The sequence below is a fragment of the Blastopirellula retiformator genome, from assembly GCF_007859755.1.
Taxonomy (GTDB): Bacteria; Planctomycetota; Planctomycetia; order Pirellulales; family Pirellulaceae; genus Blastopirellula; species Blastopirellula retiformator.
In genome coordinates, this window is record NZ_SJPF01000002.1 from 453,244 (window position 1) to 477,431 (window position 24,188).

21 protein-coding genes are annotated in these 24,188 nt (G+C 61.0%); 6 read left to right on the forward strand and 15 right to left on the reverse strand.

Annotated elements, in window-relative coordinates; genetic code table 11:
* Positions 1-65 precede the first annotated feature (65 nt).
* From Enr8_RS09210 to rnc, 3 genes are all read right to left on the reverse strand, one after another.
* Positions 66-482: a response regulator gene (locus tag Enr8_RS09210; protein ID WP_186767533.1), complete on the reverse strand. Its 417-nt coding sequence runs from the start codon at positions 480-482 to the stop codon at positions 66-68.
* 117 nt (positions 483-599) lie between these two features.
* A complete protein-coding gene (locus tag Enr8_RS09215) occupies positions 600-1,568 on the reverse strand; it encodes a hypothetical protein (RefSeq protein WP_186767534.1) in 969 nt (322 codons plus the stop codon).
* 8 nt (positions 1,569-1,576) lie between these two features.
* On the reverse strand, positions 1,577-2,308 hold the full coding sequence (gene rnc, locus Enr8_RS09220; RefSeq protein WP_146430716.1) for a ribonuclease III: 732 nt from the start codon (positions 2,306-2,308) through the stop codon (positions 1,577-1,579).
* A gap of 271 nt (positions 2,309-2,579) precedes the next feature.
* Between rnc and mgtE the strand changes: the two genes are divergently transcribed.
* Positions 2,580-3,932, forward strand: a complete 1,353-nt coding sequence (gene mgtE / locus Enr8_RS09225) for a magnesium transporter (RefSeq protein WP_146430718.1) — start codon at positions 2,580-2,582, stop codon at positions 3,930-3,932.
* Positions 3,933-4,183: 251 nt separating this feature from the next.
* Here mgtE and Enr8_RS09230 read toward each other — a convergent pair whose 3' ends face one another.
* The 4 genes from Enr8_RS09230 to Enr8_RS09245 form a co-directional block, all read right to left on the reverse strand.
* Complete coding sequence (locus tag Enr8_RS09230) at positions 4,184-4,525, reverse strand: hypothetical protein (RefSeq protein WP_146430720.1); 342 nt, start codon at positions 4,523-4,525, stop codon at positions 4,184-4,186.
* Positions 4,526-4,653: 128 nt separating this feature from the next.
* Complete coding sequence (locus Enr8_RS09235) at positions 4,654-5,757, reverse strand: glycosyltransferase family 4 protein (protein WP_146430722.1); 1,104 nt, start codon at positions 5,755-5,757, stop codon at positions 4,654-4,656.
* Between the two features lie 305 nt (positions 5,758-6,062).
* The gene (gene dapA, locus Enr8_RS09240; RefSeq protein WP_146430724.1) at positions 6,063-6,950 is read right to left on the reverse strand and encodes a 4-hydroxy-tetrahydrodipicolinate synthase; all 888 of its coding nucleotides are present in this window, start codon (positions 6,948-6,950) and stop codon (positions 6,063-6,065) included.
* Positions 6,951-7,248: 298 nt separating this feature from the next.
* On the reverse strand, positions 7,249-7,974 hold the full coding sequence (locus tag Enr8_RS09245) for a pyridoxine 5'-phosphate synthase (protein ID WP_146430726.1): 726 nt from the start codon (positions 7,972-7,974) through the stop codon (positions 7,249-7,251).
* Between the two features lie 276 nt (positions 7,975-8,250).
* On the opposite strand from Enr8_RS09245, the gene Enr8_RS09250 reads away from it, so the two are divergent.
* From Enr8_RS09250 to Enr8_RS09260, 3 genes are all read left to right on the forward strand, one after another.
* Complete coding sequence (locus Enr8_RS09250) at positions 8,251-8,931, forward strand: DUF2461 domain-containing protein (RefSeq protein WP_146430728.1); 681 nt, start codon at positions 8,251-8,253, stop codon at positions 8,929-8,931.
* Between the two features lie 10 nt (positions 8,932-8,941).
* The gene (locus Enr8_RS09255; protein ID WP_146430730.1) at positions 8,942-9,274 is read left to right on the forward strand and encodes a TfoX/Sxy family protein; all 333 of its coding nucleotides are present in this window, start codon (positions 8,942-8,944) and stop codon (positions 9,272-9,274) included.
* Positions 9,275-9,571: 297 nt separating this feature from the next.
* Positions 9,572-10,663: a transporter gene (locus Enr8_RS09260; protein ID WP_246120016.1), complete on the forward strand. Its 1,092-nt coding sequence runs from the start codon at positions 9,572-9,574 to the stop codon at positions 10,661-10,663.
* Between the two features lie 318 nt (positions 10,664-10,981).
* Here the strand turns inward: Enr8_RS09260 and Enr8_RS09265 are convergent, their stop codons facing one another.
* The 6 genes from Enr8_RS09265 to Enr8_RS09290 form a co-directional block, all read right to left on the reverse strand.
* The gene (locus Enr8_RS09265) at positions 10,982-11,980 is read right to left on the reverse strand and encodes a hypothetical protein (protein WP_146430732.1); all 999 of its coding nucleotides are present in this window, start codon (positions 11,978-11,980) and stop codon (positions 10,982-10,984) included.
* A gap of 266 nt (positions 11,981-12,246) precedes the next feature.
* Complete coding sequence (locus Enr8_RS09270) at positions 12,247-12,828, reverse strand: DUF447 domain-containing protein (RefSeq protein WP_186767535.1); 582 nt, start codon at positions 12,826-12,828, stop codon at positions 12,247-12,249.
* A gap of 9 nt (positions 12,829-12,837) precedes the next feature.
* On the reverse strand, positions 12,838-13,497 hold the full coding sequence (locus Enr8_RS09275) for an anthranilate synthase component II (RefSeq protein WP_146430734.1): 660 nt from the start codon (positions 13,495-13,497) through the stop codon (positions 12,838-12,840).
* Positions 13,494-14,909 carry an anthranilate synthase component I family protein gene (locus tag Enr8_RS09280; protein WP_146430736.1) on the reverse strand — a complete coding sequence of 472 codons (1,416 nt, stop codon included), beginning with the start codon at positions 14,907-14,909 and terminating at the stop codon, positions 13,494-13,496. The genes Enr8_RS09275 and Enr8_RS09280 overlap by 4 nt, the downstream gene beginning before the upstream one ends.
* The gene (locus tag Enr8_RS09285) at positions 14,906-16,309 is read right to left on the reverse strand and encodes a DUF6513 domain-containing protein (protein ID WP_146430738.1); all 1,404 of its coding nucleotides are present in this window, start codon (positions 16,307-16,309) and stop codon (positions 14,906-14,908) included. The genes Enr8_RS09280 and Enr8_RS09285 overlap by 4 nt, the downstream gene beginning before the upstream one ends.
* A gap of 5 nt (positions 16,310-16,314) precedes the next feature.
* Positions 16,315-17,100: an SDR family NAD(P)-dependent oxidoreductase gene (locus Enr8_RS09290; protein ID WP_146430740.1), complete on the reverse strand. Its 786-nt coding sequence runs from the start codon at positions 17,098-17,100 to the stop codon at positions 16,315-16,317.
* Between the two features lie 139 nt (positions 17,101-17,239).
* Between Enr8_RS09290 and Enr8_RS09295 the strand changes: the two genes are divergently transcribed.
* Both Enr8_RS09295 and Enr8_RS09300 read left to right on the forward strand, forming a co-directional pair.
* A complete protein-coding gene (locus Enr8_RS09295; protein WP_146430742.1) occupies positions 17,240-18,376 on the forward strand; it encodes an ACP S-malonyltransferase in 1,137 nt (378 codons plus the stop codon).
* 60 nt (positions 18,377-18,436) lie between these two features.
* The gene (locus Enr8_RS09300; RefSeq protein ID WP_146430744.1) at positions 18,437-19,108 is read left to right on the forward strand and encodes a hypothetical protein; all 672 of its coding nucleotides are present in this window, start codon (positions 18,437-18,439) and stop codon (positions 19,106-19,108) included.
* 81 nt (positions 19,109-19,189) lie between these two features.
* On the opposite strand, the gene Enr8_RS09305 is transcribed toward Enr8_RS09300, so the two are convergent.
* Both Enr8_RS09305 and Enr8_RS09310 read right to left on the reverse strand, forming a co-directional pair.
* Entirely contained in the window at positions 19,190-20,896 is a 1,707-nt protein-coding gene (locus Enr8_RS09305; protein WP_146430746.1) for an outer membrane protein assembly factor BamB family protein, read from the reverse strand.
* 16 nt (positions 20,897-20,912) lie between these two features.
* The gene (locus Enr8_RS09310) at positions 20,913-24,176 is read right to left on the reverse strand and encodes a DUF7133 domain-containing protein (protein WP_146430748.1); all 3,264 of its coding nucleotides are present in this window, start codon (positions 24,174-24,176) and stop codon (positions 20,913-20,915) included.
* Positions 24,177-24,188 lie beyond the last annotated feature (12 nt).

The window sequence follows — 24,188 nt, forward strand, 5'->3', positions numbered from 1 at the left end:
AGAAAAGCGGAAAGCCGAAAGCTGGGTCTCGACCCAGCCTACGAAGCGCACCTGAATGCAGCGTCTTAATTGACGCTACACACAACCCGCGTTTCGGCCAACAGCGTGATCGCTCGCAGCAGATCGGCGGGCATGATCGGCTTGGTCAAAAAGAGTTGAAAGCCGGCCGCCATACAGGCGTCGCGGTCTTCGCTGCGAGCGCAGGCGGTCAGCGCGGCGGCCGGAAAATCAGGATCGCGATCGCGAATCTTGGTGAGCGTCGCCAGGCCATCAAGTTTCGGCATGCAGATATCAAGAATCGCCAGGTCGAACTGGGCTGGATCGAACACGGCGACCGCCTCTTCACCGTCGCACACCTGGGTCACGTCGGCGCCGCCGCTTGAGAGGATAATCTCCAGCAGTTGACGATTGAGCTCGTTATCTTCGGCAACCAAAATGCGAAGGCCCGCCAAGATCGTCCTTTGGGTGATTTCCGTTTGCATCTGTGTGACCATTTACAGGAACTGCGATACCCTATGTCCGTCGCTGAAATCTAGTACGCAAAATCTCAGATCTCCGTTGGATTGCGCAATTCCGCAGCTCGATTGAAGCAATCTGCGCTAAACCGACATCGAATGGTCGCATAACCGGTTCCACGTACGCGATTTGTCGGTCCAGATCAAACGGTTGCCCGCATTGGCGATGCCTCTTTCGCGCAAAGCCAGAACGACTTCGCGGGCCGCTTCAGACGGCTCTAATCCTACGGACAACACCGTTGGTCCCGAGAAATTGTCAGGCGTCGCCAGCAGCAAAACGGGGTCGCCGGGCAGGTCGGCGAACAGCCGGGCCAGCTTCTCGTTTTCGCTTTGGTTGCGCCCGCTGATCACCAGGCCGCGATTTTCGATCCAGCGCTGCCGCGGAAACTCGAACAACCCTGGCAACAGCCACTCGCGCGGTAGACGTGAGACGAGCGCCGGTCGCACGCGTCCGCCATACGCCGGATCGACCAATCGGCACCGCGCGGCGCCTTTCTCGCTGCCGGTCAGGCCGAACCGCTTGGCGAGTTCGCGAATCTTCCGGCGGCCGCTGCCATGGATCGCGCAGAGCCGATCGCGATTGAGCAAACCGTTGGTCTCGGGCAAGGTGGGCGAGAGCAACCGCGCCGACAGCGGACGAACCAACCGCCCCGGGATGCCGGCATGATGCTCCATCATTTCGAGATGAGCCCGCTTCTGTCCCATCACCTTTTGTCCCAGGACTTCGCCGGTGACGATAAAGTCAGCGTCCAGCTGTTTCATTAGCGCGACCGCCGCGGCCAACATCGCCAGGCGGCAATCGCAGCAAGGGTTGGCGCCTTTGCCATAGCCAAACCGCGGGCGTGCGAGCAGCTGCAGATAGTCGGTCGGCGTCGGCTGAATGAGATGCAGCGGCACTTGCAGCTGGTCGGCTGAAAGCTGGGCCGCCGCGGCAATCGGCGAAAAGGGAGTGGCGTAGGCGACGGCGTCGACCTCGATCCCTTGCGACTTGACCAGGGCGGCGGCGACGGCGCCATCGAGATCCCCAGAGATTAAAGCGACGCAGCGCGGCATCGGGCGAACTACTCGGTGATATGTTCGGCCGGGCCACCCTCGATTTCGCACAAGGCGTTTTCGGCAGCCCGCTGCTCCGCTTCCTTCTTGTTGCGTCCCCATGCGGCGCCATAGCGGACGCCGGCGACTTGGGCGGCAACCTGAAAGCACTTGCTATGGTCTGGCCCTTTTTCGTCAAGCAGCAAGTAGCTGGGCGTCGCGCCATGTTCGCGCTGAGCGTACTGCTGTAGGGCCGATTTGAAGTTGGCGCCGGCTTCGCCGGAGACGGCCGCTTCGATCTCGTCTTCCAGGTTCCGCATGACGAACTCTTCGGCCGCCTTCGGTCCGCCATCCAAATAGATGGCGGCGATGATCGCCTCGAAGACGTCCGCCAACAGCGACGGCGGAACCGACGGGCTCGACGACATCCCTTTGCCGACAATCAGGAACTCTTCCAGTCCCAGCTCTCGACTTAGCTTGGCGCAGGTCAGGCGACTGACCACGACCGATTTGATCCGCGTCAGGTCTCCCTCTAGAAAGTTGGTGTAGCGTAGGAACAACGCTTCACACACGACGCTACCGAGAATGGCGTCGCCGAGGAACTCCAGACGTTCGTTGCTTTCCAGCCGATGACTTGCCCCCGAGGCGTGCGTCAAGGCCGACTTCAGCAGTGATTTTTCTTGAAACCAATAGCCGATCCTCTCCTCACATCTTTCGATGGAGTCGTCCGATCGACTTAGCGTTTCGGAGGATTCGCTCATTGCGGACCTAGTTTTCGCCGGTTGCGGCGTTTCCTCCGTTGCGACCACGATATCGATGGGGTGACCCGTGGGCGGAACGCAGAGAACGCAAAAAATGGATGCTATCAGAGCATCTGTAAGTCTAATTGTCCTAAATGATAGCGTCAATTGTGATTGCGCCCCAGAAATTGTCGACGCTCCCTGATTTTTTCGGATTTGCCCCGGGGTGAACGAATCGGAGCAGGCAAGGTAGATTAGAAGCTCCTGACCTCTTATACGATGAAACGGCGCCATGATGAACCTGCTCTACCTGCCGGAACTCCGCGAAATGCTGGCCGAAAACGACCATGAAGGTCTGTTGGAATTCTGCACCGCGCTGCACCCTGCGCGGACCGCCGAGTTCATGGAAGCCCTTACCGCAGAAGAGGTTTGGAACGTTCTCCGCCACGCCGATACCCAGCTGGCCAGCGAGATCTTCGCCTATTTCGAACACCCGTTTCAGGTCGAGATCATCGAGTCGCGGGACCCCGCAGAGGTCGCCGAGATGATCTCCTGCATGTCGGCCGACGACCGGGTCGACCTCCTCTCAGGCGTCGAGGACGAGACGGTCAACGCCATTTTGGCCCTCCTCTCGCTGGAAGAACGCCGCGATTTTCATCGCCTGGCCCGCTATCCCGAAGGGGTCGCCGGGGCGATCATGACGACCGAAGTCGCCCGGCTGCCCGAGATTCTGACCGTCCGCCAGGCCTTGGACGAGATCATGCGCCAGGCCGAAAACCTGGAAACGATCTACTACGTCTACGTGACCGACGACAACGATCGGCTGCACGGCGTCGTCTCGACCCGGCAGTTAGTGTCGTCGCTGGGCAAGCCCGACCGGAAGCTGTCAGAGCTGATGGAGCCCGAGGTGATTCACGCCCAGGTGACCGAAGACCAGGAAGAAGTGTTGCGGAAGATGGCCGACTACGACTTGTTGGCGATTCCGGTGGTCGACGACACGCTGCAACTGGTCGGCATCATCACGCACGACGATATTCTCGACGTCGTCTTGGAAGAGGCCGAAGAAGACGCCTACCGCGCGGCGGCGGTCGAACCGCTCGAAGAGTCGTACCTGCAAACGCCGGTCTTAACCCTGAGCTGGAAACGTGGCGTCTGGCTGACGATCCTGTTTGGCGGGGCCTTGCTGACGGTGATGACGCTCAGCCAGTTTGAAGAAGAGCTGAACAAGTACGCCTGGCTGGTGCCGTTTATTCCGCTGGTGATCTCGACCGGCGGCAACACCGGCAATCAATCGGCGACGCTGATCATCATGGCCCTGAACAAGGGAGACGTCTCGATCTACGATTGGCTGACGGTCCTGCGGCGCGAAATGCTAATGGGCCTGATCCTCGGCAGCTTGCTCTGCGTCTTCGGTTTCGGCATCGCCATGATCGAGGCGCCCTCGCTATGGGCGGCGCTGGTGGTGCCGATCACGGTGATCGTCGTGGTACTGGCCGGAACGATCGTCGGCTCAATGCTGCCGCTACTATTCAAGAGCTTGAACCTCGACCCGGCGCTAATGAGCAACCCCTTCGTCGCCGGCGTGATCGACCTGGTCGGGATTCTGATCTATATGTCGGTCACGATTTTGTTACTGGGCGAGTAAGCGATCGCCAAGAATAGTAGCCCGAAGAAAAGCGGAGAGCCGAAAGTGGCGGGAAGCTAACTACGTCGAACGTCATTTCGCTTCGTAGGCTGGGTCGAGACCCAGCTTGATGCGGCAAGAAGCGAAGGCGCGATCATCGCGGCGATGAAGTTCTGCTGGGTCTCGACCCAGCCTATGGCGGCTAAAATTCTGTGAGCGCAGGTTCGTGGTCCGCATAGCGGACCCTACGCCGGTGATCGATTTCTCGCCTCTTAGACGTTCAGCGCCGGTTGCCCGACATACAGCTGCAGGATCTGGCTTTGCACTTTGATCGCGCGGATCAGCACCCAGATCTGGTCCGGCGAAAACGAACGAGGGTCGGAGGTTGACAGTTCGTCCAGCTCGGCCGTCATGGCGGCGTGTTGGTCAGTGGCGGCCTGCAGCTTCAGCCCGACTTCTTTCCAGACCGTCGTCAGCAGCTGATCATCTGCCAGGTGCTCGGTATCTTTCACCGAGTTTGACAACAACAGGCACAAGCGGGCGACGTCTTTCACGTTCGCACTAGGCTGCAGGGTTTGGATACGTTCGGCAAGGTCTTGACAAGATACGTTCATGGCTTTGGGTCCAGCCGGATCAGAAGAGATTGCAACGTGCCCGCGTTCGGGCATACCAAACTTTAGCTCAGTCTGCCGTGCAGTTCTGACAAAATTCGTGGCTGAAGGGAAGCGGCCCGGCACATTCGTTACGACCGCGCCAACAGGTCGTTATAAAAGCGCGCAATCTGCGAGGTCGACTTGCCGGGTGTGAAGAGACCGCAGCGCGCTTGCGCCTTTCTACCAAGCTGCGCACGATAGGCGGGGTCAAAAATCAGCCGATCGAGCGCCCTCGCCATGGCGTCGACGTCGTCGATCGGCACGATCTCGGCCGCGTCGTCCCCAAAGATCTCGCGCGTTCCACCCGCGCTGGTCGCTACAACCGGCAAACCTGTCGCGGCCGCTTCCAGCAACACTCGCCCCAGCGGCTCTTGCCGGGCGGCGTGCACCAACGCCGTCAACTCGCGCAGCAACTGCGGCAGGTCATGACGAAACGGCAAAAACGTCACGTCGGCAGTCTGTCTCCGCTCGGCGACTATCTGCCGCAGCGACGCTTCGTACTCGATCGCTTCGTCCTTTTGCGAAAAGCGATCGCCGATCACCAGCAGATGGGCCTGGCCGTTACTGGTAAACGCCTGCAGCGCGATCTCGATCCCTTTTCGCATCCCGATCTGGCCGATGATCGCGAACAGTTGTTTCTCGCGCGGCAGGTTCAGCTCGCGATGCAAATAACCAGTTGGCTCGCCGGGGAAGAAAACGGTCGTGGCGACGCCGTTGTAAATCACCCGCGTCGACTCGTCTAACAATCCTTGCGACACGTGAAAGTCGAGGGTCGCGTGGGAAACGGCGATTCGCCCGTCCAGCTGGTTCAGGTCGGTGATGACGCGGCGGTTGAGCTTGAGAATGTCGCGCAGATGGCCGACCTTGATCACGTCCGGCGTTTCGACCGGCCCCAGCACGCGACTCATCGACAAGCTGTTGGCGTGCACGATGTCGGCGCGATGACGCGCGACTAGTTGCGGCAGTTCCGCACGCAACGCTTCCAGCGGACGCTTCCGCCCTGCCCCATCGGCCACGTCCCAGGCGTCATACTCGGCGCCAGTTTTCCTGACGCGGGCCGCCAAGTCTCCAGCGGACGGTCCCAACACGATCGGTCGCCACCCGACCGACATCACGTAGGGAAGAATCGAAAGCAGCGAGTTCTCGCCCCCGTTCAGCGTCCCGTATTCGCACAGATAGAGAATCGACCGCATGCTGGCCTCGGTCGGAAGTATTTATCGAGACGAATTCGATCGTAGCCCGAGGCGCAAGCCGAGGGAATGTGCGTGGGTCAGACGATCGGTCGGATTAGCGACTCGGACTTGGAAGCAGGGATGCGACGCTCGTTGGACGGCTCGACCGCATTCCCTCGCTGGCGCTGCGGGCTAGCGTCCTGATCACTCGGCGTTTCTTCATAGGGTCCGCTATGCGGACCAAGGAAGCGCTAACCAAGATCGACGTCCACTTGCAGGTTCGTGGTCCGCACAGCGGACCCTACGCCCATGAATTTGATCGCTCATTACAGCTGCCCGTACTTGGTCAGCGTCGCCCGCAGTTGCGTTTCTTCGCTCGCTTCCAGGTTGGTCATCGGCAGGCGAAGTTCGCCGGTGTCGCGGCCGAGCATCTTCATCGCCGCTTTGATCGGAATTGGGTTGGTCGACAGGCCGAGCAGTTCGCGGCAGAGCCCGAAGAGCTTGAAGTGTCGCTCTTGGGCTTCGGCCAGGTTGCCAGCCGCCATCGCCTTGACCATCGCAACCAGATCTTGCGGCACGATGTTGCCGACGACCGAGATCACCCCTTCGCCCCCGACCGACATCATCGGAATCGTCATGCTGTCGTCGCCGCTAAGGACCGTCAAGTCGGTCCGCTCTAGCACCTGCGACGTTTGATCCATCGAACCAGTCGCATCTTTGACCAGGGCGATGTTCTTCAGCTCGGCCAGCTTGGCGATCGTGCAGGGCTCGATGTTCTTGGCGGCGCGGCCCGGGATGTTGTAGACGCAAATCGGCACGTCGACCGCTTCGGCAACCGCTTTGAAATGTTCGTAGAAGCCGTTCTGAGTCGGCTTGTTGTAGTACGGAGCGACCATCAGCGCCGCGTCGGCGCCTTCCTGGGCGGCCCACATCGTCAGCCGCAGCGCTTCGGCCGTGCTGTTGGATCCGGTCCCCGGCATGATCTTGACGCGACCAGCGGCCGTTTCGATCACCGAGCTGATCACTCGCTCGTGCTCTTCGTGCGACAGCGTCGGCGATTCGCCGGTAGTGCCGACCGGGCAGAGACCGGTGACGCCGGCCGCGATCTGAAATTCGACTTGCTCTTTCAAGCGATCGTAGTCCACATTGCCGTCCTTGAACGGAGTGACAATTGCAGTCCAGACGCCAGCAAATTCAGAACCTTTTCGCGACATACCACTACCTGAGTCGAACGGAAACAACAGAAATACGTAATACAAATATGTCCCACACAGCCCGCTTCGACAACCGGGGGGCGGGGTAAGCGGCGGAACTAGGAAACGCAGGTCAAAACCTTGGTAGGGTGGGTGCAGCGAGCGAATCCAGGCCTGGCCTCGCCGCGTTGTTACGACCGATCGCGTAACCCACCTTTGGCTTGCACGCATTTGATGGGTTACGCAAGCGATTTCGCCAAACCACCCGGAGCGACGCTATTTGGCGCGCGCTCCACCCACTCTACGTCGGATCACTGCTCTACGTCGTGATCAAACCGGTAATCAACCGTTTCATATCATGCACGGCTTGTTCCATGCCGACCATCATCGCCCGAGCAATGATGCTATGGCCGATGTTCAGCTCGCGCATTTTGGGGATCGCGGCGACCGGCAGGACGTTGCTGTAGGTCAGGCCGTGGCCAGCCAGCAGTTCCATCCCCAGATCGCAGATCTGCTGCCCGGCGTGGGTCAGTTTTTCCAGCTCTTTCTCCCGGGCGGCGCCTTGGGTCAGCGCGTATTGCCCGGTGTGCAGTTCGACCGAGGTCGCCCCCAGTTTGCGGGCCATCACCAGCTGAGCCGGTTCGGGATCGAGAAACAGGCTGACCGCGATTCCGGCGTCTTGCAGCCGATGAATCGCCGCTTTGTTCTTTTCGGGGCTGCGGAGCAGGTCGAGCCCCCCTTCGGTCGTCACTTCTTCGCGCCGCTCGGGAACCAGGGTCGCCTGGTCCGGCTTCACCTCGCAGGCGAGCTTCAACACATCCTCGGCGGTCGCCAGCTCCAAATTGACCTTTACCTTGGCGGTCTCGCGGATGATCCGTAGGTCGCGATCCTGAATATGGCGGCGATCTTCGCGCAGGTGGAGCGTGATGCAGTCGGCGCCCCCGATCTCGGCTAGCGCCGCGGCCCACACCGGATCAGGCTCGTTGGTCCGACGGGCCTGCCGCACGGTGGCGACATGGTCAATATTGACTCCCAAATTGGGCATGGGACAGCACCCTTCCAGTGAATCCGAAAACCAAAGAACGAATCGAAACCGCAATTTTACGGCCTTTCGCCCATCGCGCCACCAGGACATGGCGTGCCCATGGCAGGTTCAGGCAAAAACCTCGGTCTTTCGGCGGGCCGCGTGCCTGCCGAAAGAAAGTAGTCTAAACTACGGCCAATAAAAGTAGGTCAGGCCTTGGCCTGACGCCGAATCGCTATCGATTTTCCACCCCCAACGGCCGTTCGTCAGGCCGAGGCCTGACCGACAAATACGCTTATGAAACGCAACGACAAGTTCCCCGGCTTCCCGAAGCAAACGGTCACGTTCCTCCGCCAGCTGCGGAAGAACAACAACAAAGCGTGGTTCGACGAGCATCGGGGCGACTACGACCAATACTTCGTCACCCCGGCCAAGGCGTTTGTCGAAGCGGTCGGTAAGAAGCTGCCGCGGTTGTCGCCGCGATTGGTCGCCCAGCCGCGGATCAATGGTTCGATCTATCGGATCAACCGCGACATCCGCTTCAGCAAAGACAAGACGCCGTACAAGGATCACCTCGATTTTCTCTTTTGGGAAGAGGACAAAAAGTCGAGCCCGTCGGCGCTCTTCTTGCGGGTCAGTCCCGATGGCCTGTTCCTGGGCGCGGGGGCGTATGCCTGTCCGGACCTGCTGAAGAAGCTGCGTCCCGCGATCACGCATTCGATCTTCGGCCCCGAGTTGGCGGGCATCGCCAAGAAGCTGCGAAGGTCAGGGCACGAGATTCTGGGAAAGCACTACAAACGCTTCCCCCGCGACTTTCCCCAAGATGGCCCTGCGGCCGAGTTCCTGCTCCACAACTCGCTATATGTGGTAGCGGAAGAGCCGTTGGAGTTAGCCTACTCGCCGGAGGTCGTCGATCAGGCGATTGCGCGGTGGAAGAAGATGCTGCCGCTGCATGAGTGGTTGATGAATCACGGGTAGGACCAAGCCGATGGACGACGTTGACGAAGCGCTGGTCGAGCGGATTCGCCCCTTCATGCGGCGGCGGAAGGGGTACGCTGAAAAGAAAATGTTCGGCGGTCTTTGCTTCTTTATCAACGGCAACATGACGGTCGGCCCCTGGAAGGGATCGCTGATCGTCCGCCTGGCGAAAGAAGACCACGAGAAAAACCAGCGTCGCCCGCACGCAACGCCGATGGATATCACCGGCAAAGTGATGAAAGGCTGGGTAAAGGTGGAGCCGGCCGGCATCGCCGCCGACGAAGATTTGAAATTGTGGATCGACCAGGCGGTGGCGTATGCCCGGACGTTGCCGGCGAAGTAGCGGTTGCTTCAGGCGGAACTCGCCTTTACCTGCGTCCAGCTCGCGAACGTCCGTGGGGCCAATCATTCTGGTTGGGCAAACCTTTCCGAACAGATCAATCGCATGTGCAACAGCTTTGCGAGGATGTTGGTGACGCCTTCGATTCAATTTTAGCCTAGACGCGGAATGGGCCGATCTTCAAGAGGTGTCCAGCGACCGCTATTTGCTCTGAGAGCTCTGGGGAAACGGAACCCTCTTTTCGCGCCGGCGCTGGCGCCTCATCGTCCAGAAACCCACACCCCGGCAAGGATTGCCACGATGCGTATGCTGTTCGCCTGCACCTTCATTCTTGCCACGCTCCTACTGACGCCGGACTTGGCGGCAGCGCATCCCGAAGATGGCGCCCTGTCGCAGCCGCCGATCAATACGCCGATGGCGCCCTTCGCCGCCGGCGGTCATGGGCATGACCTGAAGGATGGTCGTCCCGACACGCATGCTCCGGCGGGCTTGATGGGGGATCATGTCCATCATCAGGGCGAGGTGATGGTCGAGTACAAGTTCCAAAAGATGTTCATGGACGGCAATCGGTATGGCTCGCAATCGGTCAGCGATACCGAAGCGCTCGACGTGACCGGCATTCCCTTCATGGCGACGCCGACCCGCATGGACATGAATATGCACATGCTCCACTTCATGTATGGCGCCACCGACAACGTCACGCTCTACTTCATGCCGATGTGGATGGAACTGACGATGGATCACCTGCGGCGGAATGGTTCGACCTTCACGACGTACAATAGCGGGTTCGCCGATCTTCGCTTTGGCGCCCTGATGCTGTTGCACGAAACGGACGACTCGGACTTGATCTTCAATCTGGGCATGAGCGTGCCGACCGGCAACATTCATGGCACGACCACCGCCGCCAACCCAATGGGCGCCGAGACGTTGATGCCTTACCCGATGCAGTTGGGTAGCGGTACGTTCAATTTTCGCCCCGGCATCACGTACAAGAAGTATTGGGAGCGGGCCAGCAGCGGCGTGCAACTGCAGACCAACCTGCCGATCGGCGAGAACTACCGCGACTACTCCGTCAGCGACGAATTTCAGCTGAACTGGTGGTTCGCCCAGCGCATCGGTCAGCGCGGTTCGCTCAGCTTCCGAACGGAAGGGCTGTGGCGCGACAACTACGGCGGCCCTGGCGATCCGCAGCTGAACCCCAACACGATCAGCACCGCCCGCACCGACATGCGGGGAGGCTTCTGGCTGAACCTGGGCGTCGGCGGCATCTACCAATTTTGCGATGGCAGCCGACTAAGCGTCGAACTGGTCCGCCCGGTCTATCAAGATCTGGAGGGCGTGCAGTTGGAGACTGATTTCCAGATGTTCGCCAGTTGGTCGAAGTCTTGGTAGGCCAACTTATCGATGGCGGTCGAAAAACGCACCTGGCGCGGGCCCGTCGCTGCGCGTAGGTGATCCGGTTCTCATGCCATTGGATGTACCCAGCCAGATCGAGTTCTCAGTTGCACCACGACGCGTAGGTGATCGCCATGGCGACGGCGATCATGCAGAGGCGCGTTTTCATGGGCGGTTTTTCGTCGGGACTTGGAATCGGAATTCTCGAACCCTTATGATGAAGTAAACCGAGTCGGCGATGCAAGTAATTTGCATTAGAAATGCGTTGGCGGCGACATCGCTGCAAGAGCGGCAGGCACGGCCTGCCCTACGATTTTAGCCCGACGTCACGCCAAAGTTTTCTGCGGCGGTGGACCACTCGCAATCGGCGTCGGCGATCAGCTGGGCGCCTTGGTTGTCGGCGGCGGTGATTTCCATCTCAAGCGCTTCGTCGGCCAGCGTTTCGCTTAGATAGTCGCGGGCCGCGGCGGCTTGTTCTTTGCTCTTGCAGAGGGCGAAGATCGTCGGGCCCCACGAGCTTTGCCCGACGCCGCGCACGCCAAAGTGTTGCAGGGCGTCGACGGTCCGTTTGCTCAGCTGATTCAAGTAAGCGCCCCCCTGCACTTGCACAAAGCAGTTGCCCGCCAGTTCGCCATAGCGGAACAGACCGTCCGCAAACCGATCAAAGTCGGCGTCCTGCAAAGCGGGCGTCAGCTCTTCGTACAAGAACCGCTTCAGCTGGGCGGTCACTTCCAGCGGCACCGGCGGCAACTTGCGAAAGGCCGATACTTCGGCCGGGCCCGAGATGCCGCTGCGTTTGCTTTGGAAGACCAGCAGGAAGGTCCAGCCGGCGGGAAACTCCATCCGCGCTTCCAGCGGCGACAGTTGACCGGGCGTTTCCATCCCCCGCTCGGCGATGAAACCGCCTTGATCAAAACCGTAACAACCAACCGCTGATCGGGCGCCCCGGCCAACCGACGCGGCGAGCCCTGCGATCGAGTCGGCCTGAATCTGGCTGGCGCAATTGAGCAGCGTGGCGACCCCCAGTCCCAGTTGCGTGCCCAGACCGAGCCCAACATGTTGCCGCGGGGTTTGGATGGCGCGGATCGAAACGGGCGGCAAATCTTGGCGATGGTACTGACTCCACCGCTGGGCGAATTCCCGAATGCGGCCCGCCGTAGGTCCGGCCGCGGAAAATTGTTCGGCCGGATCAAGCGTCAGACGCAGCGCCGGCCGCTGAATCATCACCCCGCAACCGCCATACTTGGGCGCCGACCGATTGCCGAACGACAACAGTCCAAAATGGAGACGACTTGGCGTGACGATCTCAAGCAACGTCGGTTACCAGGCAGGTTTTGCAGGCAGGGGAAACTACCCGTAGTGTAACGTTTCCCCCTACAAAGGAGAAACGGGCTAGACAAGGAAAAAGGGAGTCGGATAACTCCGTTACGTGTGCCACTGCTGGCTTGTCCAGCAGTGAGAACCTGCCAACCGTTCCGAATGGCCCATTTGCCCGTTCACCGACTGGATGATTCCATGTCTTAAAACATGGAAACCGGGCACTGCTGGACAAGCCAGCAGTGGCGCCCATGGGAGCAAGTTCAACTTCCTCTTTTTGTCGCGACGAAGTCGCAGATTTGTGCGAACGCTTCTCGTTCAGGATCTCCGCCGGTCTTTTCGATCAGGGGGCGTAGTCGCTCTAGGTCTTGCTCAATGCCGTCGAGTGGCAAAAAGTCGACCCGAGTCGCCAAGATCGCCCCTTCGACCACCGCGTGCAGCGCGCGATTCAAGCCGAAGAAATCTCGCAGGCGTCCTTGCGCCGCGACCATGCACTCGATCGTCGCGCGGTCTTGCGCATCGTCCAGCTGCACCACCTGCAGCGCGTACCAACGACAGGTGTTCTGCAAAATGACGCCGCCTGTCTGTGGGCAGCGGGTCAGCGGTCCGATTAGCTCTTCGGTCGCTGCGCCAATCGCCGCCGCGGCTAGCAGCCGCACATCGTCGGTCACATGCACTACCACCGGCGAACCTTGCTTCAAGTTCTGATAGGTCTGCGACGTCTTGAAGGGGCGCAGCGTGAACTGCGTCAACTGACGATCAACCAGCGGGCCCATCGGCGCCACGTTGACCGTGCCGTCGGGGCGAATCGTCGTGACCAGGCTTTCCAGCACCATCGGCGGCATCGATCTCGCTTAGTAATAGAAAGGGACGTCTTGCGGAGCAAAGTCAGGCGGCACGCTCGGCGGCGCGTCGCTGGCGATCTCGCTGTGCATGTGCGCTTCGATCCCGACGCCGCGCAAAAAGTTGCCGATCATCGCGAAACCTTGCTCGGTCAAGATCGACTCAGGATGAAACTGCACGCCGTAGACCGGCCGCGTCACATGCCGGACCGCCATGATCTGCCGATCTTCGGCCGCGGCGATCGTCCGCAAACAGGTTGGCAGCGACTTTAGTTCGACGGTCAGCGAATGGTAGCGGCCGACGCGAATCGAATCGGGCATGCCTGCGAACAGCGGATCGTGATCATGCCGCACGACCGACGACCGGCCATGCATCGGCTCCGCCGCGCGAATCACCTTTCCGCCGAGCGCCTGCGCGATGGTTTGATGGCCGAGACAGACTCCCAGCATGGGCGTCGTGTCAACGAACGTGCGAACCACGTCGAGCGACACGCCCGCTTCATCCGGCGTGCATGGCCCTGGCGACAGGACGATCGCGCTCGGCTGCAACCGTTCGATTTCTTCCAGCGTGATCACATCGTTGCGCACGACATGCGTCTCCTGGCTCCAGAGGCGGAAGTACCGCGCCAGGTTGTTGACGAAGCTATCGTAGTTGTCGATGACCAGGATCATGAAATTGCGGCGATCGCCTGCAGGATGCCGCCTGCCTTATGCCAGGTTTCTTCGTATTCGCGCCGCGGCTCGCTTTGCACCACCAAGCCTCCTCCCACCGGAAACTGCCACCATCCAGCAGCCGCCGTCACGGTGCGGATCAGGATGTTCAGGTCAACCGTACCGTCCAACCCAATGTAGCCCAGCGAACCGCAATACGGGCCGCGGACCGTCGGTTCGAGTTCGGCGATGATCTGCATCGCCCGGATTTTGGGAGCGCCGGTGATCGAACCGCCGGGGAATGCAGCCGGCAGCAGATCGAGCGGGCAGGCGTCGTCGCGCAGCCGGGCTACAATCGTTGAGACTAGGTGCTGCACCGTGGCATATTGCTCGAGCACGCACAGTTCGGTGACCGAAACGCTTTCGTCGGCGCAGACTCGCGACAGGTCGTTCCGCATCAGATCGACGATCATGATATTTTCGGCCCGATCCTTCTCGCTCGCCAGCAAATCGCCCCCGGCATACATATCCCACTCAGGCCGACCGCTGCGGAGCCGCGTTCCTTTGATCGGCCGGGTTTCGACCTGACGTCCTTTCACCTGGACAAATCGCTCCGGCGAGGCGCTCAGCAGCGTGGCGTCGTCCATGTCAAAGTAAGCCGCAAACGGCGCCGCGTTGCAGGTTCGTAAGCTGCGATACAAAGTCGCCGGTTCGCTGGTCGCCGGATGCAAGAGACGCTGCGAAAGGTTGACCTGAAAGATGTCGCCAGCCCGTACGTACTCGACTGACCGCTCGACCGCGGCCAAGTAAGCTGTTTCCGAAAAGCTGCTGGTAACGCCAGCATGCGGCGTGGAGAACTGCGGCGTCAGGCGCTCGACGGAGAGCGGCTGACGCTGCGACGGCGGTTTCGCTTCTTCCGGCGAGACGCCGACCTGCAGCCACCGCAAGAATTGATCGGCTCGCTGCTGGGCCCGCTCTATGCGCTTATTCTTGTTCGTCTCGGGGAAACCTTGGGAGATCAACCAGGCGTCGCCGCTGGCATGATCGACGCCAATCACCACGTCATAAAACCCGATCGCCAACTGCGGCACGTTGAACTCATCCTGCTTGGCCGCTTCCACCCCTTCCAGCGCGGCGCCAAACTCATAACCAAACAGGCCGGCCGCCCCACCTTGAAACGGCGGCAGGCCGCTGATCGTCGGCGTCTGAAATTGCGCCAGCAGTTCGGCGATTCGCGCTAGACAATCGCGATCGCCAGGCTGGGCCACGATCCACCGCCAAGGATCGGCCGTTAGAAAGCTATACCGACCGAGCCGAACATGCTGCAGCGCGCTGTCGAGGAACAAGCAGCGGGGCGCTTCGCGCAGTTTCTCCCACGCGGCGACGATATCAAAGTTGGCCAGCGGCACGATGACCGGTGCGGGGTCGTTCACGACTCGTTCTCCCGCGATTTAGTCTTGCCCCGCTTCAGGCGATGCAGCTTTTCGGCCTGCGTTAGATAACCCCAGTCGAGCGATTCGTCCTGGCGATACTGCTTGCTTAGCTGATTGGCGGTCAGCGCCTTGCAAAGCTCAAAGCCAAGATAGAAGGCGTGCGACGGGTCGACGTTGGTGGGCGCCGTTTCCATCAGTTGGCTGAACAGCTCGAACGGATCGCTGGAAGTGAGATGCAATTGGCGACTGACCAAATGCAATGTTTCTCCGTCGGCGAACAGCCGATAGTTATTGTCGCGGATGGTCGCCGCCAGCCGCTCTAGGTCTTCGCTTTTCTCGTAGACGACGCGGTCATCACGCAGCGTGACCAGCTTCGGCTCGATCCGCTTCGGCAACACTTTTTGCTCGACCGCGTAGTGCATCAGCCGCCGGGCCAGGTCGCACTCTTTCACGCTGGTGCGGGCCCAGTTGATCACCTGCGTCGTCAAGACGCCCCGCACGCCCAGTTCCTGACAAAACCCAAGCAGCAGCGTGTTGACCCCGGCCGAGTCGACGTCGGTCAGTTCGGTCAGGTTGCCGATCCCCATGAAAAGCTCGGCCTGGGAATATCGCCGCCGCACTTCGACATACCGGGCCAAACTCTCGGCAAACCCAAACGCGATCGGCTCGAGGATCGGATCGATACGATAGCGAACGCCGTCCTGCTCGAGCCGCGCGATGGTCGCATCGAGGCCGGCCAGCGTTTTTGGATCGTCGGGAATGACGATCACTTCGCAATTCCACTCGGCGGCACGGGCGACATTGCTGGAATTGACCGACAGGACCAGCTCGGCGCCTGCTATTACCGCGGCGGCGATTTCGACCGGGTTGAGACTGTCGATGGACACCCGCAGGCCGACGTCACGCAGCGCCGCGACGGCATCGGCGACTCCTTCCCACGTGGCGCCAGGGTCGCAGCCAACGTCGATCAGGTCAGCGCCATCCTGGGCAAGTCGCAAGCCTTCGGCCTGTAGATCGGCGAGCGAGAAGCTGGCGGCGTGGTTGATCTCGGCGACGATCTGGATGTCGTAGCCGCCGTAGTCATCGCCCCGGGCGTTTTCGCCAAAATGGGTCGGCAGCAGCCGCAAGTCTTTCGGCCCGCGCTCGACCGGTACGCCCGCCTTGGCGGCGATCACGGCGAGATCTCCCAAGCAATAACCGGTCACCATCACCTGCGTCGTGCCCGGCGGAACCTCCAACCGCGCCGCGACCCAATCGGCCGTCATCAGGGCGGCGACGGTGATGTTCATCGTCTGGATGGTGTAGCCGAAGCCGATTCGCGGGGCGAGATCGCCCAGAATCGCGCGCAGCGCCGGTTCGGCTAACCGTCCGGTGACGAAATGAAATTGCGGCGACGACATTTTCGCTATTCGTCCCGCTCGGGAAGGTGCGAGTGATCCAAGCCGCCGTTGACCGGCAGCACGTGCCCCGTGATGAACCCGCTGTTTGGCGAAACGAGAAACTCGATCGCCGCGGCGATGTCCTCGGGAGTGCCCCACCGCCGCAGCAGCGCCTCTGCGGTAGCGCGGCGGCTCCAAAGATCGCTCGCCGTTTCGCCCCAAGATGTCTTGATCCAACCGGGCGCGACCACGTTGACCCGCACCTGCGGCGCCAGTGACCGGGCCAGGCTGCGGCTGAAGGCGGTGATCGCCGATTTTATCGTGGCGAACATCTCGCCGCTGTCCCCTTCCATGCCGCACTCCGACTGATCCCAGCCGATGTTGACGATCGCGGCGCCTTCCCGCTTTTCCGCGATCCAGCGGCGACCGACTTCTCGGGAGAGATGAATCGTCGATTCGACGTCGACCTGCCACAACAGTTGCAGCTTTTCGGCAAACGAGAGTTCTTTGCTGGCGCCGGTCAGGACGTCGACGCCCGCATTGTTGACCCAATAGTCAACACCGCCCCAAACGTTCCAGGCCGAATCGATAAATTTTGACCGGGCCTCGGCGTCGGCAAAGTTGCACAAAACCGTGGCGGCTTTCCCCCCCAAGCGGGAAATCTCGGCGCAGGTTTCCTCGGCGCCGGCGCGGTTTTTGGCCGCGTGAACGACGATGCTGGCCCCGCGGGCCGCCAATCGCATCGCTGCGGCCCGGCCGATTCCGCTGGAAGAACCGGTTACGACGGCGATTTTGTGGGTCAAATCAGGCATAGCGGGATCAGGGAGCTTTCCAAGTCGCTGGGGGGCGCCAACTGCGAGGTCGGCTGTATAGTATGTTTGCAATTGAGCTTCGCTCGCCCCTTTTCATTTTGATACGACGCCGCTCCCTCGACAACCAGCACTAGACGCGATGCCGAACTCCCCTCCACCCTTTCAGCGCCTCAGCAAGACCTGCTTCGCGTTTCGCGGCTACAACTTTGAGAACCTTGGCAGCACGCCGCAGCTGCTCGCCCATCCGGCCTACGGCCCGATCATGCGCCGCCGGCTAGTTCAGTGCAGCGAGATCGCCAGCGAGCATGTGGGGCGGAAGATCGACCTGATTCGCCGGGTCGAAGCCCGCGAAGAGTTAGGCCTGAACGCTTACGCCGACGCCATCGCCCTGATCATCGGGGCGGAACTGGCGCAGCTCGATATCTTGCGCGAGCTGTTTCATGTCGAGATCGAAAAGTCGCAATACTTTTTGGGATATAGCCTGGGCGAAATCGTCGCGCTGTGCGCTTCCGGCGCGCTGACCGTCGAAGATGCCGTCGGCATTACAACCGCCATGGCCGATGATACGGCCAGTCTGGCGCAAGGCTGTCAGTTGGCGGTCGTCTTTTGCCGCAAACAAGCGCTGCCGCTGAAGCTGGTTCAGCAGTGCTGTATTGAGACGAACCAGGAAGGGGACGAACTGGTCGGGGTGTCGGCGGTGCTGTCCCCCAACTCGGTGCTGCTGATCGGCGAAGGGACGGCGCTGGAGCGCTGCCGCGAGAAACTGGCCGATCAACTCCCCTGCCGCGTCTTTTTCAAAGTGAATGAACACCGCTGGCCGCCGATGCACACGCCGCTCGTCTGGCGGCAAAGCATCAACACCCGGGCAGCCCTCTTCATGGCCAAAATGCAAAGCGGCCTGGTCGCGCCCAAACCGCCGGTCTTGTCGATGGTGACCGGCAAGCTGAGCTACGACGAAACGAACCTGCGCGACACGATCTACCGCTGGGTCGACCAGCCGCAGCTGCTGTGGGCGGTCGTTTACGAAACCTTGCGCAGCGGGACCGAAACGATCATCCACATCGGCCCCGGACCGAACATCATCCCCGCGACATACCACCGCCTGTCCGACAACGTGCAACTGCAAACCAAGGGAAGCTTGGGTTCGCGGACGCTCTCAACCTTTGTGAATCGGCCGTGGCTGAAAAATCTGCTACCGGAACGGGCCGCCCTGTTGCGAGCGCCGATGATCAAGCATGTAATGATCGAAGAGTGGCTGCTGGCGCAAGAATTGTAGGGCAGGCCGTGCCTGCCGAATGCAAACGGCCGCAAGCAGAGTGCCGCTGCGGCTCGGGCTATGTCTTCGTACGAGACCCACTGCATGGACATCAACTGGAACGAGGTCCCGACACGCTTTCATTTCTTTCGCCCGGCGATCGAAGCGTGCGGCGAGACGATGGTCATCCCGTTCGACCACAAGTTGCAGCGGCACGTTCCCTTCTGGGAGCGAGCTACGCAACGGCAGCTTCACGAACTAGCGACCCTGCACGCAAAGCTGCTGGAAAACGACAACGTGGCGGATGTCCACGCTTGGTGCAAGGTCGTGGGACTCGGAACCGATGGTCGCCACTGGGCGGCGCGCCGATTCCGGTCGCTGATGTCGGTGCTAGAGCAACTCGGCCAGGCGGACGTTTCGCCGTTCTGCGATGCGCTGCCGGTTTGGCCCGATGACGAAAGCGCCGACGAACGGGAAGAGACGCTTCCGGAAGAACTCCGCTACCTCATCGGCCCGGCGCTCCATTTCGGAGAGCGTTACAACTGCGAACTACAAATGGTCCGCTTTTTCGAGGAGGCTTCGCCGGAAGAGTGCGACCAGCTGGCCCAGCTCGCGGAACGAATTCGCCGGAATCAAGATTGGCCGCGCGTCTGGCAATGGCTGCGGGAATCGGATTGGAAAACCTCCCGCTATCACAGTGAGATCGATCAACTCTTCAACCTGATGGATCTGTGCTACTTTGATTTCGAGTGAGCATATCGTAGGGCAGGCCGTGCCTGCCGACTTGAGACCGTTTGCATTCGGCAGGCACGGCCTGCCCTACGATTGATCGCCCTACTCTTGCTTGGTCTTTAGGCGATAACAGGCGGCTTGTTCGGCGTTGCGGACTAGCATCAGGTCGCCGGTGATGCAGAGGTTGTTCCAGTTGGGCGAGATCTCGCTTTCCAGCGCCTGGAAGCGACCTTCTTCGCGGTACTCGTCGGGGGTCGCGTCGACCATCACCAGTTCGCCATCTTCGGTCATCACCAGCAGCTTGTCGCCGACCAGCAGCAGTTGCCCATGGCCGAAACCGCGCTGCCGCCACTGGCGATCTCCCTCACTCGCTTCGACGCATTCGAGCAAACCATCGTTGAGGCCGTAGATGTAGCCATCTTTCAGGGCGACGTTGGTGAACTTCGTTTTCAAGAGGCGGGTATCTTCCCAGATGTCGTTCACGTTGTACTTGCCGTCGGCCGACTTTTCGATTGCAAACACGCGGGCGCCAACGCCATACCCTTTGCTGACCAAGATCTGACTGTCGCCGATGTCGACCGCCTGCGAGCAGCTGGCGTCGCCGGACGAGTTGCCGGGCCAATCGGTGATCCAGAGCTGCTCGCCGGTTTCAGGGTTGTGCCCGGCGACGGTGCTTTCGTTGACGATGATGACCTCGGTTTCTTCCCCCAGCTGAAACAGATTGGCCGACGCGTAGCTGATCGGCTGCTCGCCGCCGGTCCAGACCTGCTCGCCGCTGTCAGCGTCATAAGCGACCAGCGAAGTCGAATGGTCGTGATCGGGTCCGCCGGCCGGCAGGATGATCAACTCTCGATCTTGGGCCCGATACAGCAGCGGCGAACTGGCGCGGCCCCAGGCGGTTAGCTGATTGGCCTGATCGAGCGTTTCGCCAAATTCAGCCAGCAAATCGTGGCGCCACAAGACGTCGCCGGTCGCAGCGTCAAGACAGAAGAACTGGGCTGTGGCGCCAACCGCGTAGACTTTGCCGTTGTGAATGAGCGGGGTCGACCGCGGGCCGACGTAGCCCAGGCCTGTCTCGTGCCGAGCCTCATGCTTGAAGGTCCAAATTGGTTCACCATCCGCCACGCGATAGCAAGCGACGTACTCGCTCTCGCCACGTTGTTCCATGGTGTAAGTGAGATCCCCCACGACGACAAACCCTGACCAACCAGCGCCAATCGGACGACGCCAAACTTCCTGCGGCGCCTTAGCGTTCCAATCGCCAGCCAACTGCGGTCCGGCGACCACCAGGTTGCGGTTCGGGCCCAGAAACTGGGGAAAGTCATGCTCGGTCGTTTGCAGGCTGACGCTCTCGCCGGCGCCGTCACCTTCCAATTCGCCCAGCCGCTGGTCGGGACGGAGCCCAAAGCGATAGGCGAACTTCGGCTTCATTTCGCCATCGTTGTGCACGATCTTGAAGAAGATAAAGAAGACGCCGACCGCCGAAAGGCAAACCACGATCGGCATCAGCCGGACGTAGATGTCGAAGCGGCTGAAGATCGCGAACCAGGCGATTGGCAGGGCCAACATAAAGAAGGCGCCAATCAACGTCAGCACGTTGCCAACCGCCCCGTCGAACAGCATCGGCGCAGAGTCGTGCCAACTGGCCAGCGCGCCGTCTCCCAACTCTGGCGCCCATTGGCCGTAGATCGCCAGCAGCAGAAACAGCCCGCTGAAGATCCAGACGTAAGCAGGCGGAACAATCCGCGGGCTCGACTCCTGGGTGGTCACAGCATCTTCATTCGGACTAGGTTCGACCGGTTCGGTCATCAGCGTCTCCCAGGAATCACTTGTTCGTACGCAATGATTGTAGGTATGCGTACAAATCGGCCAACCCCTGATCGTCGACGCCGTTCAGCAGGCCCACCGGCATCATCGAGCGGCGGCTGGGACGACGAATGGTGATCTCGTCTTCCATGATTCGCTCGGTGACGCCGGGGCCGGTTTGAATCAACGTCCCGGCAGGGGACTCGTAGATGACCGTGCCGATAAAGCTCTTGCCAGAGCGAGTCATAAACTGCGTGGTGTGGAACAGCGGCGAGACGTCCCGATTTGGGTCAACGATCGCCATGAACAGGTCGAACTGGCGGAAGCGGCCAGTGATGTTCTCGAGCCCCGGTCCCAGTCGTCCGGTCGAGGCGTGACATTGCTTGCAGCCGCGGGCCGAGAAGACCGCTTCCCCTCGTTTGGCGCTGCCGACGTCCCAATCGACCTCGGCCAGGCGGGCTTTCCAGCTCGCCTCGTCGGCGGCGTAGGCGAACAGCTCTTTGTGCCGCGCCGGGTACTTGGCGGCGAACCAGTCGAACCACCCTTGATACGCTTGGGTGAGGTCGCCGGTCGGAATGGGCGGATTTATGACGGCGCGATCGGTCCACTCGGTAAGCAGCTGCGCGATTGCTGTGCTTTGCTCGGGCGGTTGCCCCGGCATGCAGGCCGAACGGAGCGCCTTCATCGCGGCCAGCAGTTCGTCTTCGGTCACATCTTCTTTGGGCATCTGGGCCAAGATCTCGGCCGCCAACAGCACCGACTGTGGGCTGGCCGAAAGTAGCGACTCGACAAACAGCGGGCGATCTTCTTTCCGCCGCGTCTGACCCAGTCGCTCGAGCACCGCATGCCGCATGTTGAAGTCGTCCCAGCGGATTCGAAGCACCTCCAGGCGTTCTTCTTCCGGCAGCCTGTCGACCAGCGGAATCATCGCCTCAGGCCAGCTTTCGGTCACGTCTTCAATATCGTTATCTTCCACGATCCTTTGCGCGGCGGCCGCTTGTTGCTGTGGCGTAAAGAACGACGCGAAGAGGGAATGCTCGAGCAGGCCAAAACTGTCGCTTTGCAGCATCGCGTCGGCCAACTGCGGCGTTTGCCTGAGCGCGGTTTCGAACGCTTCGCCGGTGCGGAGCGACCAGTTGCGGCTGATCGTGATCCCTTGATCGGCCATTTTTTCATGGAGCGAAAGCCAGGCTTCGGCTTCGGCGGCGACTTCTTCGCGAGAGCGATCGCCAGGAATTCGCGAAAGGCAGAAGAGGTAGTGCAAGTCGTCTTCGACGGTCGAATCGTCGGTCCAGGATTGGGTCACTTCTTCGACAAACTTCGGCGCCGGCTGCTCGATCATCGCCAACGTCCGGGCAATCTCTGGATCAACCGCCGGCTTGCCGGTCGGAAAGATCGGATCGAGCTTGGCCGCCAGCTTGTCCCACATCGTCAGGGGCGCCGTCATCGGACGCCCCGGCGAATAGCCGGCGTACACGTCGGGCTCCACCTTCTGTGCGGTAACGTCCCCCAGGGCAATTTGCACGACGCGGATCGCATCGGCTTGTTCATGTTCGGTGGTCGCCGTTTGCAGCCGTTCGGCTGCCTGATGAATCACGGCGACGATGACCTCCTCGCTGGTTTGTCCGGCGGCGGTCTTCTCCCAGAGGGCCGCAATCGACGACTCGACGCTGAACTCGGCCTGGGGATTCTGGTCCAGCAGCCGCTTCGCCGCGTAGAGGGCGGCGCTGCGGACGCTGCGATCTGGATCCTCAAGCGCCTGCCAGTTGCAGCGCTCGGCCGCTTCGTCAACCAGCGCGGCCGAAGCGATCGCTTCCCACGCGGCGCGGCGGACGCTTTGGGACTGGTGATAGGTCATCCGGTAAAGCAGCGGCGGACAGACGGCATCACGGCGAGCGGCCAGGCTCCAAACGGCCCGGGCAACGACCGCTTCGTTTTTGTCGCCCAGCAGTTTGCTCACCTCGTCGCCATCCTGCAAACCGCCAAACAGCTCGGTGATGATTTCGATCGCGCGGACTCTTTGCAAGCTGTCGCGAGTTTCGTCGAGCATCGCATCTGCGAAAGCTGCGCGGCCCAACTCTTCCGCTTGCGGCGCCCAGTTGGCATGCGACCAGGCCATTTGCGGTTGCGGGGCGGTCAGCACTTCTTCCAACGGGTTGGCCCCTTTCGGCGGTTCGATCGGATCGCCGACATATTCGATCTTGAAGACGCTGCCGCGGGTGCCGCGACCGCCGATCGCCACATACATCTCTCCCTCTTTGCCGATCACCATGTCGACCGGCGCCAGACCAGCCGCACCGGTCGTTTCGAGGAAGATTTCTTGCTTGGCGTCACTGCCGCCGCCATTGGGGGTCAGCGGAAAGAAGTAGACGCGGCCGAGCGTCCAGCATTGGCTGAAGACCCCTTCGTTGTATTTTTTGGGAAAGGCCCAGTGGCGATAGGTCTCGACCCCGGTCGGCGAACCGCGGCCGACTTCGACGGCGCGAGCCCGACTGTCGAAAAAGGTCTGTGGGCGATTCCAGCTGCGCTGCCACCCGTGCAGCACCCAGCCATGATGCTGGGCGACGCCGATGTCAAACAACCGATTCGGCACGTACCAGGGCAAGTACTGATCGCGCTCGCCATCGGCGTCGACCGTCCACATGCGCCCCGAGGCGTCAAAGGCGAAGTCGTACGGATTGCGAAAGCCATGGGCGACCACTTCCGACTGCTTTGTTTTCGGATGAACGCGAAAGATCGCGCCCAGCTGCGGATGTTTGACCGGCGAGTGAGGCGTCGTCACGTGCCGCTCAAAGATGTTGGCGTCGTTGCCGCAGATCACATAGATCCAACCGTCGGCGCCAAAGACGACGCCGTTGGCGCCATGTTCGGGATGCCGGGCCTGAGCGAGCACTTCGGGATCGCCATCCGCTTTCCCATCTCCATCGGAGTCGCTCAGTTTGAGCAGGCCCAGATCGCCGGTGCAATAAAGATCGGTTCCGCGGAACGCCATCCCATGGGCGCCGCTGCGGGGGACGTCGGAGAAGAGGGTCGCGCGATCGGCGACGCCATCTCCATCGTCGTCATGCAGCGTCTTCACATAGCCGGCGCCAGCGACGACGACGCGACCTTCGGCGTCGAGCGTCATCGAGTAGATGTCGTGCGCCAGATCGTCATCGGCGTACAACGTCGCGCGGAATCCTTCGGGGACCGAGATTCCAGCCGCTTCCTCGACGGCAAAACTGGGAGCGGCAAGCGAAGTCTGGAGCGTGAGCGTAAGCAGCAACAGGGCGAAGCGAGGCATTCGTCAGAACCA

What these genes read in the sequence shown, in the direction of transcription:
- Enr8_RS09235 (WP_146430722.1), bottom strand. Translation starts at nt 5,757, where the DNA reads ATGCGGTCGATTCTCTATCTGTGCGAATACGGGACGCTGAACGGGGGC.
- Enr8_RS09295 (WP_146430742.1), top strand. Translation starts at nt 17,240, where the DNA reads ATGCCGAACTCCCCTCCACCCTTTCAGCGCCTCAGCAAGACCTGCTTC.
- Enr8_RS09210 (WP_186767533.1), bottom strand. Translation starts at nt 482, where the DNA reads ATGCAAACGGAAATCACCCAAAGGACGATCTTGGCGGGCCTTCGCATT.
- Enr8_RS09310 (WP_146430748.1), bottom strand. Translation starts at nt 24,176, where the DNA reads ATGCCTCGCTTCGCCCTGTTGCTGCTTACGCTCACGCTCCAGACTTCG.
- Enr8_RS09275 (WP_146430734.1), bottom strand. Translation starts at nt 13,497, where the DNA reads ATGATCCTGGTCATCGACAACTACGATAGCTTCGTCAACAACCTGGCG.
- Enr8_RS09215 (WP_186767534.1), bottom strand. Translation starts at nt 1,568, where the DNA reads ATGCCGCGCTGCGTCGCTTTAATCTCTGGGGATCTCGATGGCGCCGTC.
- Enr8_RS09250 (WP_146430728.1), top strand. Translation starts at nt 8,251, where the DNA reads ATGAAACGCAACGACAAGTTCCCCGGCTTCCCGAAGCAAACGGTCACG.
- Enr8_RS09245 (WP_146430726.1), bottom strand. Translation starts at nt 7,974, where the DNA reads ATGCCCAATTTGGGAGTCAATATTGACCATGTCGCCACCGTGCGGCAG.
- Enr8_RS09300 (WP_146430744.1), top strand. Translation starts at nt 18,437, where the DNA reads ATGTCTTCGTACGAGACCCACTGCATGGACATCAACTGGAACGAGGTC.
- mgtE (WP_146430718.1), top strand. Translation starts at nt 2,580, where the DNA reads ATGATGAACCTGCTCTACCTGCCGGAACTCCGCGAAATGCTGGCCGAA.
- Enr8_RS09270 (WP_186767535.1), bottom strand. Translation starts at nt 12,828, where the DNA reads ATGCCGCCGATGGTGCTGGAAAGCCTGGTCACGACGATTCGCCCCGAC.
- Enr8_RS09230 (WP_146430720.1), bottom strand. Translation starts at nt 4,525, where the DNA reads ATGAACGTATCTTGTCAAGACCTTGCCGAACGTATCCAAACCCTGCAG.
- dapA (WP_146430724.1), bottom strand. Translation starts at nt 6,950, where the DNA reads ATGTCGCGAAAAGGTTCTGAATTTGCTGGCGTCTGGACTGCAATTGTC.
- Enr8_RS09290 (WP_146430740.1), bottom strand. Translation starts at nt 17,100, where the DNA reads ATGCCTGATTTGACCCACAAAATCGCCGTCGTAACCGGTTCTTCCAGC.
- Enr8_RS09285 (WP_146430738.1), bottom strand. Translation starts at nt 16,309, where the DNA reads ATGTCGTCGCCGCAATTTCATTTCGTCACCGGACGGTTAGCCGAACCG.
- rnc (WP_146430716.1), bottom strand. Translation starts at nt 2,308, where the DNA reads ATGAGCGAATCCTCCGAAACGCTAAGTCGATCGGACGACTCCATCGAA.
- Enr8_RS09255 (WP_146430730.1), top strand. Translation starts at nt 8,942, where the DNA reads ATGGACGACGTTGACGAAGCGCTGGTCGAGCGGATTCGCCCCTTCATG.
- Enr8_RS09305 (WP_146430746.1), bottom strand. Translation starts at nt 20,896, where the DNA reads ATGACCGAACCGGTCGAACCTAGTCCGAATGAAGATGCTGTGACCACC.
- Enr8_RS09260 (WP_246120016.1), top strand. Translation starts at nt 9,572, where the DNA reads ATGCGTATGCTGTTCGCCTGCACCTTCATTCTTGCCACGCTCCTACTG.